At 67.3% G+C, this 12866-nt stretch carries 13 protein-coding genes; 7 read left to right on the plus strand and 6 right to left on the minus strand.

Translation table 11 applies throughout. The annotated features are described in order from the left end of the window. Positions 1 to 35: 35 nt before the first annotated feature. Entirely contained in the window at positions 36 to 611 is a 576-nt protein-coding gene (locus tag ABOD76_RS12860; protein WP_433961778.1) for a response regulator, read from the plus strand. A gap of 58 nt (positions 612 to 669) precedes the next feature. After that, positions 670 to 1380: a GNAT family N-acetyltransferase gene (locus ABOD76_RS12865; protein WP_350242361.1), complete on the plus strand. Its 711-nt coding sequence runs from the start codon at positions 670 to 672 to the stop codon at positions 1378 to 1380. Positions 1381 to 1451: 71 nt separating this feature from the next. Here ABOD76_RS12865 and ABOD76_RS12870 read toward each other — a convergent pair whose 3' ends face one another. The 3 genes from ABOD76_RS12870 to ABOD76_RS12880 all read right to left on the minus strand — a co-directional run bounded on the left by ABOD76_RS12870 (position 1452) and on the right by ABOD76_RS12880 (position 2983). Further along, complete coding sequence (locus tag ABOD76_RS12870; RefSeq protein WP_350242362.1) at positions 1452 to 1829, minus strand: ACT domain-containing protein; 378 nt, start codon at positions 1827 to 1829, stop codon at positions 1452 to 1454. 64 nt (positions 1830 to 1893) lie between these two features. Continuing rightward, entirely contained in the window at positions 1894 to 2484 is a 591-nt protein-coding gene (locus ABOD76_RS12875; protein ID WP_350242363.1) for a GTP-binding protein, read from the minus strand. A 13-nt stretch (positions 2485 to 2497) separates the two neighbouring features. Further along, entirely contained in the window at positions 2498 to 2983 is a 486-nt protein-coding gene (locus ABOD76_RS12880) for a roadblock/LC7 domain-containing protein (RefSeq protein WP_350242364.1), read from the minus strand. A gap of 240 nt (positions 2984 to 3223) precedes the next feature. Here ABOD76_RS12880 and ABOD76_RS12885 point away from each other — a divergent pair, with 240 nt between their 5' ends. Next, a complete protein-coding gene (locus ABOD76_RS12885; protein WP_350242365.1) occupies positions 3224 to 5116 on the plus strand; it encodes a phosphodiester glycosidase family protein in 1893 nt (630 codons plus the stop codon). A 71-nt stretch (positions 5117 to 5187) separates the two neighbouring features. Here ABOD76_RS12885 and ABOD76_RS12890 read toward each other — a convergent pair whose 3' ends face one another. Next, positions 5188 to 7047 (minus strand): NPCBM/NEW2 domain-containing protein, encoded by a 1860-nt coding sequence (locus ABOD76_RS12890; RefSeq protein ID WP_350242366.1) that lies wholly within the window; start codon positions 7045 to 7047, stop codon positions 5188 to 5190. Between the two features lie 631 nt (positions 7048 to 7678). Between ABOD76_RS12890 and ABOD76_RS12895 the strand changes: the two genes are divergently transcribed. Continuing rightward, entirely contained in the window at positions 7679 to 8650 is a 972-nt protein-coding gene (locus ABOD76_RS12895; protein ID WP_350242367.1) for an aldo/keto reductase, read from the plus strand. After that, positions 8644 to 9699 (plus strand): M42 family metallopeptidase, encoded by a 1056-nt coding sequence (locus ABOD76_RS12900; RefSeq protein WP_350242368.1) that lies wholly within the window; start codon positions 8644 to 8646, stop codon positions 9697 to 9699. Before ABOD76_RS12895 ends, ABOD76_RS12900 begins: the two co-directional genes overlap by 7 nt. Positions 9700 to 9762: 63 nt before the next feature. Here ABOD76_RS12900 and ABOD76_RS12905 read toward each other — a convergent pair whose 3' ends face one another. Both ABOD76_RS12905 and hemB read right to left on the minus strand, forming a co-directional pair. Further along, complete coding sequence (locus ABOD76_RS12905) at positions 9763 to 10047, minus strand: helix-turn-helix transcriptional regulator (protein WP_350242369.1); 285 nt, start codon at positions 10045 to 10047, stop codon at positions 9763 to 9765. A gap of 90 nt (positions 10048 to 10137) precedes the next feature. Then, a complete protein-coding gene (hemB, locus tag ABOD76_RS12910) occupies positions 10138 to 11124 on the minus strand; it encodes a porphobilinogen synthase (protein WP_350242370.1) in 987 nt (328 codons plus the stop codon). A gap of 214 nt (positions 11125 to 11338) precedes the next feature. Between hemB and ABOD76_RS12915 the strand changes: the two genes are divergently transcribed. Both ABOD76_RS12915 and ABOD76_RS12920 read left to right on the plus strand, forming a co-directional pair. Next, positions 11339 to 11929, plus strand: coding sequence for a hypothetical protein (locus ABOD76_RS12915; RefSeq protein WP_350242371.1), 591 nt, complete (start codon positions 11339 to 11341; stop codon positions 11927 to 11929). A gap of 90 nt (positions 11930 to 12019) precedes the next feature. Then, on the plus strand, positions 12020 to 12862 hold the full coding sequence (locus ABOD76_RS12920; protein ID WP_350242372.1) for an isoprenyl transferase: 843 nt from the start codon (positions 12020 to 12022) through the stop codon (positions 12860 to 12862). Positions 12863 to 12866: the final 4 nt, after the last annotated feature.

The following is a 12866-nucleotide window of genomic DNA, read 5'->3' on the forward strand; positions in this document are numbered from 1 at the left end:
CCGATGACCACGCGGTGGTGCGGCAGGGCCTGCGCATGTACCTGAGCCTCGACCCGGGCCTGGAGGTGGTGGGGGAGGCGGCCAACGGGCAGGAGGCCTGGGAACAGGCGCAGCTGCTGCGCCCGGACGTGGTGATCATGGACCTGATGATGCCGGTGCTGGACGGGATTGCCGCCACCCGCCGCATCCGCTCGGCGGTGCCCGAGACCGAGGTGCTGGCCCTCACCAGCGCCCTGGAGGAACACCGGGTCAACGGCGCCATTGAGGCCGGAGCCATCTCCTACCTGCTGAAGGACGCCAGCAGCGAGACGCTGTGCGAGGCCATCCACGCGGCGGCGCGCGGCGAGGTGCGCCTGCATCCGGAAGCGGCCCGGCGCCTGGTCCGGGAGTTCCGGTCACCGGACATGCGCGAGCACCTCACCCCGCGCGAGGTGCTGACCCTGCAGTTGATCGCCCAGGGACACAGCAACCGCGACATCGCCCGGCAGCTGGAGATCAGCGAGGTGACGGTCAAGACGCATGTCAGCCGGCTGCTGTCCAAGCTGGGCGTGGACAGCCGGACCCAGGCGGCCCTGTACGCCCTCAAGCACGGCGTGGCGCGGCTGGAGTAGGGTTGGGGTAGGCCATCTGCCCGAGGCGGTTCGGGGCGGATCCGGCCTATCCTGCGCCATGCTGCAGATCGAGCGGGCCGAGACCGAACACATGACGCTGTACGGCGGGGAAACGCTGCACCTGGCGCCGTTGCGGGCGGTGTATGCCGGTGAGGGGTTGCCGGTGAACGTGGCCATCGGGTTCGGGACCGGGCACGACGCCCTGGCCCAGCTTCCGGTCCTGGAACGTTTCTATGCGGAACGGGGGCAGCCGGCGCGGCTGGTGGTGTACTCGCATGCCCATCCGGACGTGCTGCAGGCGCTGGGGGCGCGCGGCTACCGACAGGTCCGGTCGCTGAACGTCTACCACCATCCGCTGACCTCGCTGCCGCCCTTGCGGGCGCAGCCGGTCCGCCTCGCCTCACCGCAGGCGTTCCTGGCCACGGTCATCGCCGGGTTTGGCCCCGGCAGCGAGCCGATCATGCAGCGCACCGCGCTGCGGGCCCACACCCAGCTGTACGTCTGTGAGCTGGACGGCCAGCCGGTGGCGGCGGGCGCCCTGTCGGTGCTGGGTGGGGTGGGGTTGCTCTACAGCGCGGCCACCCGGCCGGAAGCCCGGGGGCGGGGCGCACAGACCGCCCTGCTGGTGACCCGGCTGCATGCCGCCCGCGCTGCGGGCGCCCGCAGCGCCGCCGTGCTGACCGCCCCGGGCAGCGCCAGCGAGCGCAACATCCTGCGGGCCGGCTTTCAGCTGGTGGGTGAGCGCTGGAGTCTGGAGCGGGAAGCATGACGTGCCATGAGGGTGGCTCCACGCGGTGCCCCGGCCGGGTCTTCCAGACCGCGCCGGGGCACCGTTCACCCTTACTCCTGCACCGTATGGCCTGCGGTCCGCAGCGCGCTCACCGTCCGGGCCAGGTTTACCCGCTTGATCAGCACGTAATCGGTGTCGAAGGTGCTGAGCGCGAAGATGCCGACGCCCGCCTCTGCCAGCGGGTTCAGCACGCTGGCCAGGATGCCGGTCAGGGTGAACTCGAAGGGGCCGTGCAGCACCAGGGCCGCCCAGCCGGCGTCCTGACGCACGTCCGGCGGCACCTGGGCCGAGCGGCACACCGCCGACCACTCCTGCGGCGTGCGGACCACGGCGAACAGGTCGCCGGCGGTGGCCCAGTGGGGGAGGGGCGCGTCCGGCGGCAGCTGGCAGACGCTGTAGTCGTCATTCAGGACAGACAGGGTGAGCATGCTGAAAGTGTAGAGCGGGGACCCTGGAGCCGCAGCCACAGGGTCCCCGCCGGAACGGCAGCGCTCAGGTGGGCTGCGAGAGGCGCTCCAGCACCAGCTTGCTGACGCTCTTGAGCGTCTCGAACACGCCCCGGCCCTCGTGGGCGGCGGCTTCGATAATCATCAGCTCATTTTTGGGATCCACCACGGCACGGATCATGGCGAGCGGCAGGGCGTCCGGCAGATCGCGCTTGTTCACCTGCAGGATCATCGGAATCTGGCGCACGTCCAGGCCGTGCTCCACCAGGTTCTCGCGCAGGTTGCGCATGCTCTCGGCGTTGGCGCGCAGCCGGTTGGGGGCGCTGTCGGCCACGAACACGATGCCGTCCACGCCGCGCAGGATCAGCTTGCGGCTGGCGTTGTAGAACACCTGGCCCGGCACGGTGTACAGGTGAAAGCGCGTCTTGAAGCCCTGCACCGAGCCCAGGTCCAGCGGCAGGAAGTCGAAGAAGAGGGTGCGCTCGTCCTCGGTCGCCAGGGACACCATCTCGCCGCGCAGGTGGCCGGGAATCTTGCCGAACACGTGCTTGAGGTTGGTGGTCTTGCCGGACATGCCCGGGCCGTAGTACACGATCTTGCAGTTGATTTCGCGGGCGGCAAAGTTGATGGTGCTCACGAGTTGGCCTCCCTCAGCCCAGCAGGTCATCGAGCAGGGCGTTGGCGCTCTGCGTGAAGTCCTGGTCGAAGTTGACTGCCGGGGCGTCCTGGAGAATCCGGATCAGGTCGGCAATCGTGGCGATGGTCTTGCGGGTGTAGACCTTGACGCGGCCCAGCGGTACGCTCTGATCGAAGATCAGCGTCAGCAGCGCGTTCTCGCCCACCGACTCCACGTACAGCACACCCTTTTCACCCTGATGAATCTGTTCGCTGAAGGTGCTTTCACCGAGCATGTTGGCGAGCGCGCCGGTGGCGGCGGCGTTGCCGGCCACCAGGGTGGCGATGCTGTCGAGGGCGGGGGGGCGGGGGGCCCAGAGCGCTTCCTTGTGCGACAGCACAAAGCCTTTGCGGTCGACCAGCAGGCAGTAGCGGACGCCCGTCGCCTCGAGCAGCTCTTCCAGATGCTGCTCGACGCGTTCAAAGGTTTCGCCGTAAAGGGCTAGAGAGGGTTCGATCATGACACCTTCATTATATGTGCCCCCCCTGTGCATCACGTGACGGATACTTCACGCCCGCGCCTTTAGCGTTGCCATTTTTAGGACCCCAACTGGGGGAGGCAGTCCAAATGTCCGGTTTCTGACCGGTCCGCTCATACGCGTCTGGCAGGCCGCCGCTACACTTGCCCCCGTGATCTGTTCTCCCCGCTGTGGTGTGCCGCTGTGTCGTCCGTCGCTGTGCCTTCAGAACAGGAGACAGCCGTGAAGCGGCCTGTGCTGCGTCTGGCCCTCCTGCTGAGCGCCGCGCTGGGGCTGGCCCAGGCCCGGCCCGTGGCGATCGGCGGCGTCGTGACCAGCCCGCGCATCGAGACCAAGCCGCTGCAGCACGCGGCCGAAGGGCTGCCGCTGTGGTTCCTGTCGCGTCTGAACGTGCAGGTGAGCAGCAGTCCGCTGGACCTGCGGCTCAGCTACGGCGACCGGAGCCTGACGTACGTGCAGGCAACCGGCTGGAGCGCCCAGGGCCTGACACTCAGCGGGCCACTGCCGGCGCCGGAGGTCTACAACAGCAGCGTCCACGTGGGCCTGGAGGTGCTGCGGGCGCTGGGCCTGCCCACCCTGGCCGATACCCCGGACGTGCTGGACTTTGCCGGCACGCCGCCGGTGGCCACGGTGCCCTCCACGCCTCCACCCGCCGTGTCCACTCCTTCGGTGCCCTCGGTGCCCGCGCCGGTCATTCCAGCGCCAGCGGTGGTTGTGCCGGTTCCGGTCACCCCCTCAGTGCCGGTGACTCCCTCGGTGCCGGTGGCCGCGCCGCCGTCACAGCCGGGATTCACCCCGCTGGCCAGCCTGAGTTCGGTGCGCAGCAGCCGTAGCCTCGACCGCAACATCGAGGTGCAGCGGGTGGTGCTGGACTTCACCGCCCAGGTCCCCTACACCGTGACGCGTGACCGCAGCGGCCTGACCCTGACGCTGCCGGGCGTGTCGGTCAGCCCGCAGACCCAGACGCTGGCGAGTGGCGACAGCCTGGGCGTCACGCTGGGGGCGCAGGGCGGGTCGGTGCGGCTGGACACCGGCGGCGGCGTGAGCGAGATCTTCACGCTGTCGGACCCCTACCGCATCGTGATCGACACCACCACCAACCTCAACCCGCAGGTGCCGCCGCCGGTGCAGCAGGACGCCCTGCCGGTCGGCGTGACGCTGCGCCGGCAGGGCGGCCTGACCCTGCTGACCTTCGACGACCGTTATCAGCCGAAGGTGGTGACGGCGCCGCTGGGCCGCACCAGCGGGGTGGCCGATCTGGTGCGCTCGGTGGGCGGCGTGGCGGGCGTGAACGGCGGCTACTTCGATCCGGCCAGCAGCCTGCCGGTGGATCTGGTGGCGCTGGGCGGCCTGATGGTGAGCCCCAGCCTGGAGAAGCGCGCCACGGTGGGCTTTGACGTGCAGGGAGCCGCGCGGCTCGGCTATCCTCGCCCGCGCTACCTGCTCAGCGCGCCGGGCCTGGCCCTGACGGTCAACAGCGTGGGGGCCCGGGCCAACCCGCTGTGGGTCACAGCGTTCGTGGGTGACGGACGCACCGCGGTCGGTGCCGATGGCCTGAGCACCCTGATCCTGAGCGGCGGCGTGGTCAGCCGAGTGCAGAGTGGACGCGTGGTGCCGGTCACCGGCGAGTTCGCCGTGACCTTCGATCCGGGGCGCTATCCGCAGCTGAACCTGCTGCCGGGGAGCCCGCTGAACGCGGCCCTCAACTGGCAGGCCAGCGGCTGGGACGACGTGCGCGAGGCGCTGGCAGCCGGGCCGCTGCTGGTGTCGGGCGGGCGGGTGGTGCTGGATGCGGCGCGTGAAGGGTTTGACACCTCCGGCAGCATCTGGCGGGCCACCCGTCAGGTGGCGTTCATTCAGATGGGCGGGCGGCCGGGCATCGCCTACCTGGACAACGGCTCCCCGGACGCTTTTGCCCGCGCGCTGGCCGGGGCCGGCGTGAGCAGCGCCATGCGGCTCGACAGTGGCAGCAGCGCCACCGTTTTCGTGACGGGCGGCTACCTGCATGCCGGCGGCTACCTCAACACTGTCTGGAGCCGGACCGTGCCCAACGCCCTGGTGTTCGTGCCGAAGGCAGGCACCTCGGCGCGGGCGGAAAGCACCGACAGCCGCTAGGCGCTGCGGGTCTGGGCAGCGTACAAGCGCGGGCCAGCGGATGTCCGCTGGCCCGCGCTGAGTGTCGGGGCTTACTGAGGGCCGACCTTGACGCCAGAGGAAGCGAGCTTATTGAGCCAGCGCTGGTACTCCTGCTTCTCGGTGTCGAGGGTGGCGGTGCCGCCATTCACGTTGCCGCTGCAGACGGTGTTGTTCAGGCCGCAGTTCGGCACCCACCAGGGGTTGGTCGTGGTGCTGCCATTGCTCTTGACCTTGGTCCACATCACGAAGTTGTCCCGCATCACGTTGTTCGCGAACATCGCCGGACGCTTCTGGCCCAGCTTGTACGGGTCCCACACATACAGGCCCACGTTCTGCGCCGCGATCGGGCGGCCATCCGGGAGGCGACCGCTGCTGATCACCCGGTTGTTGTAGATCTGGTTGTCCACCCCACCCGCGATGCCCAGGCCGTGGTTGGAAGTGCCGACAATCTGGTTGTTGTACACCCGGGCGTGGCCCATCAGGCTCGGGTCGCTCGCCTGCCCGTCGCCCAGCAGAATCCCGCCGCCCGGGTAGGTCGCGTTGTACGCCGGATTGTCGTTGTAGGCGCCCTGGATGTAGTTGTCATGCACCCGCATCGGGCTGCTGGCGGTGCCGCTGCTCATGTACAGGTTGATGTTCTCTTCGGTGTAGCTGTTGCCGGGCGTGTTGATGATCTCGTTCCAGCTGATGTCCACGTTGGCCACCCGCTGGATGCTGTTGAACAGCACCGCCTGGCTGATGTTCCGTTTGCCGTTATACCCGTTGTTGCCGTTGCTCTGGCGCCCGTCAATGTCACGCATCTTGTTGTTGCGGATGCGGATGCCTTCACCCTTGCTGGCGCTGCCGTAGAAGCTGCGCAGGTAGATGCCGGTGCCGTGCTCGAAGTAGTTGTTCTCGATGGTGATGTTGTACGCCTGCTCCAGGTTGGCAAACCGCCCCAGGTTCTTGCCGTACACGTTGGGGTTGAGCACGTAGCCCTTGTTGTTGCGTAGGGTCACGCGGTTGTAGAAGCCGGCCACCAGCGTACCGCGGCCACGCAGCGTGCTGTTCTGGATCGTGACGGGCTCACTGGTCTTGATCGTGATGACTGGGACGTTCGGATTCTTGCTCTCCCAGTTGCCGCTGTACGTTCCGCCCTTCGTGATGGTGATCGGACCACCGAAGCCCTGCGGCGTCACCGGGGGTGTGGAGGTGCCGGAGGTGGTGCAGGTGTGCAGCATGGCGTTCGCCCAGTCGGCGTGGTCAAAGTTGTTGCTGTCGCCGGCATTGGTCACCACCAGCTTCAGGGACTTTTTCCCGGCCACATTGACGTTCACGGCCTTGGTCGCACTGCTGCCGGTCATGCGGCCGCTGTCATAGAGCTTGGTGCCGTCCGCCCAGACCTGGAACACCACGCTGCCCAGGCTGCCCACTTCGTCGTCCAGGCCGATGTCCGACGTGAAGGTCGCGCACTTCCCGCCGATGTTGAAGGTCATCGAGGAGTTGGCATGCGTGCCGAAGCCGCTGGTGTAGGTCCTGCCGTTCAGTTTCAGCGACTTGCCGTCGCCGCTCTTGTTGCCGCCCACACTGCGGTTCTTTTCGATCGGGCCCCAGCCGTTGCTGGCGGTGGTCCAGCGCTCATTGCTCAGGGTGTTGTTGCCCTTGTCGATCGAGAGGGTGTCGATGGTCAGGTCGCCGCCCTCGGTGTCCGGGTCCGGCGTGTCGGTCCACTCCTCCCCCTGTCCGTCCTCAGGAAAGGCGGCGGGCGCTGCAGCGGTGATGGCCGCTTCCGTCTCAGCCGTGTCGGCGGTGGGGGCGTCCGGCGTGCCGCGCTGCCCACAGGCTGCGAGGGTCAGGGTGAGCAGGGTCACCAGACCGAGAACGGAAGGACGGGGCGCCGTGTGCTTATTGGGGGTAGGGTTCAGAGTCATTGAAATCTCCTGCACGCGCTTGGCGTGGGTCTGCTGGCTGGTCCTGCCCGGGGTGGGCGGGGAGTCTCGCCGTCAGGCTTCTGACAAGACATGTGAAGTGGGGTTGGGAACGGGCAGCTGGGCCTCAGGCCACAGCGGTGGAACAGGGCTGCCAAGTCTCTTTCGACGGGGCCGGTGAACTCGGCAAGCAAGATGAACTTAACTAAAGGAAGTTAGGAAATTATGTGGGCATTATTTAAGATTTTCCGGGGAAGCCTTAAACCTACACCATTTGCAATGTGAAAAGTCCTTTACTCAAGTGAGGTCTATGAATTACTTCCACATGAAGTGGAGGAATCTGACTGAAATCTGAAGCAGGTGAGAACAGGTCTTAAGGACATGTGAAAATCTCTCGCATCCGAGTTGTGATCTCATTTCAGGCTTTATAGTCGGACCCTAATCTTCATTAAGGTAAATAAAGAGTTGCAGGCTGCGATGCACTCTGATCGGCCATCTGAGAACGAGCTCTGTCTCCTAGCAAAAAAGTAAAGGGGTCGGTTAAGAAACGGCGATGGCCAACGTCAGGCGTCTTACCATTCCCGCCGGGTCAGGGGTTTTAAGGTCAACAGGTTCAACAGGGAGGAATCAAGCTATGGAGTACCGTCAGTTGGGACGCACCGGCCTGCAGGTCAGCCCGCTGTGTCTGGGCACCATGAATTTCGGGCCGCAGACCAGCGAGCAGGACAGCCAGCAGATCATGGACCGGGCGCTGGATCTGGGCATCAACTTCTTCGACACCGCCAACGTGTACGGGCAGAAGCTGGGCGAAGGCGTGACCGAGCAGATCATCGGGCGCTGGCTGGAGCAGAACCCCGGCAAGCGCGACCAGATTGTGCTGGCCACCAAGGTCTACGGCCGGATGGGGGAGGGGCCGAACGACCAGCGGCTGTCGGCGTACCACATCCGCAAGGCCTGTGAGGACAGCCTGCGCCGGCTCAAGACCGACCACATTGACCTGTACCAGATGCATCACATTGACCGCCGCACCCCCTGGGAGGAGATCTGGCAGGCGATGGAACAGCTGGTCCGGGAAGGCAAGGTGCTGTATGTGGGCAGCAGCAACTTCGCCGGCTGGAACATCGCCCAGGCGAACACGCTGGCGGCCCAGCGGCACTTCATGGGGCTGGTGTCGGAGCAGAGTCTGTACCACCTGAACGCCCGCATGATCGAGCTGGAGGTGATTCCCGCCTGCCGCGCCTTCGGCTTGGGCCTGATTCCCTGGAGTCCGCTGGGCGGCGGGCTGCTGGGCGGCGCGCTGCAGAAGGCCGAGAGTGGCCGCCGCGCCAGCGAGGGCGTGCAGAAAGCCATCGAGCAGCACCGGCCACAGCTGGAACAGTACGAGCAGCTCTGCCGTGACCTGGGCGCCGAGCCGGCCGATGTGGCGCTCGCCTGGCTGCTGCATCAGGAGGTGGTGACCGCCCCGATCATCGGACCGCGCACCGCCGAGCAGCTGGACGGCGCGCTGCGGGCCGTGGAGCTGCGGCTGGACGAAAGCACCCTCAAGAAACTGGACGAAATCTGGCCTGGCCCCGGTGGTCAGGCGCCGGAGGCATACGCATGGTGAACGGACCGGAACTCAGGCTGGACCTGTTGCAGCAGCTCTCGGACCTGAACGGGGTGCCGGGCCGCGAGGACGCGGTGCGCGACTTCGTGCTCTCGCAGCTGGACGGGCTGGTGGACGAGGTGCGCGTGGACCCGATGGGCAACGTGCTCGCGTTCCGGGCTGGCCAGGGCGAGGAGCCGCGCGAGCGGGTGATGATCAGCGCCCACATGGACGAGATCGGGTTCCTGGTGCGCTACCTCGACGATCAAGGCTATGGCCGGGTGCAGCCGCTGGGCGGCTTCGATCCCCGTAACCTGTTCGCCCGCAACGTCACGGTGCACACCCGCAGCGGACCGCTGCCGGGCATCCTGACGCCGGGGGGCCGCCCGGTGCACATCGCGACCCCTGAGGACCGCAAGAAGGTGCCGGAGCTGCGCGAATTCTTCATCGACTTCGGCCTGGAGGCGGAAGAGGTGCGGCGGCGCGTGCGGGTGGGCGACATGGTGACGCTGGACCAGACCGCCCGCCGGATGGGCAGCCTGATGGTCGGCAAGGCGATGGACGACCGCGCCTGCGTGTACCTGCTGCTGGAACTGCTGCACAACCTGCAGGGCCGCCCGCAGCACGACCTGTACGCGGTGTTCAGCACCCAGGAGGAGGTGGGGCTGCGCGGGGCGGTCACGGCGGCCTATACCGTGCAGCCCACCATAGGCATCGGCCTGGACGTGACGTTGGCGGTGGATACCCCCGGTGTCGGTCCGGACGAGGCCGTGACGAAGATGGGCGAGGGCGTGGGCATCAAGGTCTTCGACAGCACCATGATCAGCACCGGCTGGCTGGTGGACCAGTTCGTGGACCTGGCCGAGCAGCGGGGCATCCGCTATCAGCTGGAGGTGCTGTCGCAGGGCGGCACCGACGGCGCGGCCATCCAGCGCAGCCGCGAGGGTGTGCCCACGCTGACGCTCAGCCTGCCGACCCGCTATATCCACAGTGTGGTGGAATCGGTGCACGTGCGCGACCTGGACGCGACGCTGGCGCTGCTGCTGGCCTACCTGCAACCGGGAGCCTGACGGCCCCCGAAATGGCGGAGGGCACCGGAGGAATTCCGGTGCCCTCTTGGGTTGCCGATCAATTCAGGCGTCAGCGGTCCAGACGGTGGCGCTCAGCGCGTCCGGGCACAGCATGTACAGCAGTTCGTGGGCAGGCGTCCGCAGCGCGTGCGACAGGTTGACCAGCGCATGCAGGCTGGGCGTGTACTCGATCCCCATCGCGTCGTGGCCGCGCAGCAGCGCCTCGACGGCGTAGCGGCTCACGTCCGCCTCCTGGGCAAATTCCTCGGCGGTGGCGCAGTTCAGCTGACGCATCCGGGCTTCGATCAGACCAGCCAGTGGCGGTGTAGGAGTGTGATGCATGGTCATGAACAGAGCTTAAAGACTGGCCTCTCTCTCGATTCTTTCAGGTGGAGAAGAAAGTGAGAAAAACATCACGGTTGATGGGGGTATTCGCCCTTACTCCCCCCGCAGCCAGCGGGCGGCGTCCAGCGCGTGATAGGTGATGATGGCGTCCGCTCCGGCCCGCCGGAAGGCCACCAGCGTTTCCAGCACGGTGCGGCGCTCGTCCAGCATGCCCGCCTGGACCGCCGCCTTGACCATCGCGTACTCGCCCGACACGTTGTAGGCGATCAGCGGCAGGTCAAAACTGTCACGCACCACCCGCAACACGTCCAGGTAGGGCAGGCCCGGCTTCACCATCAGGTAGTCGGCACCCTGCTCCACGTCCAGCCGCGCCTCACGCAGCGCCTCCCGGTAGCCGCCGGCCGGGTCCATCTGGTAGCTGGCCCGGTCGCCCTGGCTGGGAGTGCTGCCGGCCGCCTCACGGAAGGGGCCGTAGTAGCCGCTGGCGTACTTCACGGCGTAGCTCATCACCGGCACGTGGCTGAAGCCAGCGTCGTCCAGTGCGGTGCGGATGGCCTCCACCATGCCGTCCATGGCGGCGCTGGGCGCGATCACGTCCGCACCCGCGCGGGCCTGCGACACGGCCGTCTGGGCCAGCAGCGTCAGCGCGGCGTCGTTGTCCACCGTCCACTCGCCTGTGCCGGTCTGGCACAGCGGGCCGCAGTGGCCGTGGTCGGTGTACTCGCACAGGCAGGTGTCGGCGATCACGGTCAGCTGCGGGCAGGCGTCCTTGATGGCCCGCGCCGCGCGCTGGATGATGCCGTGCTCAGCGTAGGCCTGGCTGCCGTCCGGGTCTTTGTGGTCCGGAATCCCGAACAGAATCACGCTCCGGATGCCCAGCGACTGGGCCAAGCGCGCCTGCGCCACCGCGCCCGGCAGGTCATGGCGCGACACGCCCGGCATGGTGGTGATCGGCTGCTCGCCTTCGCCCTCGTGGACGAACATCGGGTGAATGAACTGCTCTGGGGACAGGCGCACCTCGCGCGTCAGGGCGCGCAGCGCGTCAGTGCGGCGGGAACGGCGGGGACGCTCGGTCAACATGCCTGTAGCCTAGAGCAGCCGGGCCAGGACAAATGGAAGGCCGGGTGAAAGAAACGGTCCGGAACCCGGCACACCTTTGCGGCTCCAGCGGCTGCTAAACTGTGTGTATGCCCTGAACTGGGTACGACGTGACATCCCCCACCAGACACGAATGGCGTGTTCTGACGGGGGCGTTTTCATTTTGTGGTGTTGAGGTTTGTTCCGGGAGGCTGCTATGCGTGACCACACTGAGCTGCTCCACCTCCGTGCCCAGCTGGCCCGTGCCGAGAAGGAGGCGCGCCGCAGTCCCCCGCCGCCACCCGCGCCGCTGCCGATGCGTCCGGTTAAGCCGCAGCGGGAGGCCGAGCTGGAGGGCATCGAGACCAGCGATTTCCAGCTGCACCGAGCGCATGCCCGGCTGCGCGAGCTGGTGTATGACGGCCAGTATCACATCTGCCCGCACGCGGTGGGTCACGCCCGCGCGGAGGGCTTTCTGGAACACGACATTGTGGGAGTGATGGTGGCCGGGCGGGTCAAGGCCGTATACCCGGAGGAGCGCCGCTGGCTGGTGTGCGGCTACTTCGAGTCGGGCGGCATCCGGCTGCCGCTGCATGTGGTGGTGCAGCTGCACGAGGAGGGACCGCAGCGCCGGGGCTTCCTGGACGTGGTGACGGCCTTCATTCCCAAGCACCCGCACCACATCATCAGCCGGGCGCGGCTGGCCGTGATGCTGCGCTGGGACGACCAGCAGGTGCAGGCGCGCACCGCCCTGCCGGGCAACCGGGTGGGCCACCGCAGCAAGGGCCGCTGGCGCAAGGGCGCCTGAGCCACCGGGGAGAGGGAGCGGGCGGCCCGGCGTCCTCCGGCGGACAGGTTGCCCCGTTTCTGTTCCTCTGAAGCGCTACACTACCTCCCGATGGCTGCTCCTCGACCTTCCTCCGCTCCGGTCCAGCTGGCCCGTGGGGTCTACCAGCTGCGCAATCTGGTGGCCAAGCCGGTGTACTGGTGGTATGAACGTCGGTTGCGGCGCAAGGTGCGGACCGGGGGCAAGCTGCCGCAGCACCTGGGGCTGATTCTGGACGGCAACCGGCGCTTTGCAAAGGCGGCGGGAGTGCAGCGCGAGATCGGCTACGAGTTCGGCATTGACAAGGCGCACGAGGTGCTGCAGTGGTGCCTGGAACTGGGCATTCCGGCTGTCACCATCTGGGTGCTGTCCACCGACAACGTCAAGCGGGATCCGGCCGAGGTGGCGCACCTGATGAAGCTGTTCGACCGTGAGGCGCGCAACCTGGCGCGCGATCCGCGCATCCACGGCAACCGGGTGCGGGTGCGGGCCATCGGGCAGCACGGCGGCTTCCCCGACCACGTGCTGGACGCGCTGAAGGAGCTGGAGCAGGCCACCGCCAGCTACCAGGGCATGCAGCTGAATATTGCGGTGGGCTACGGCGGGCGCGAGGAGATCGTGGACGCCGTCAAGGTGTACCTGCAGCATCAGGCGGAGCAGGGCGCCACGCTGGAGCAGGCTGCCGAAGGGCTGGGGCCGGACGACATCAGCGCCCGCACCTATACCGCCGGGCTGCCGGAGGTGGACTTCATCATCCGCACCAGCGGCGAGATCCGCATGAGCGGCTTCATGCTGTGGCAGAGCGTGTATTCCGAGTTCTACTTCTGTGACGTGTACTGGCCGGGCTTCCGGTGGGTGGACTTCCTGCGGGCGCTGCGCGACTACCAGGGACGCAAGCGCCGCTTCGGCAAGTAACAGA

Origin of the sequence: Deinococcus sonorensis KR-87, from assembly GCF_040256395.1 — a bacterium.
In the GTDB taxonomy this organism is placed as follows: domain Bacteria; phylum Deinococcota; class Deinococci; order Deinococcales; family Deinococcaceae; genus Deinococcus; species Deinococcus sonorensis.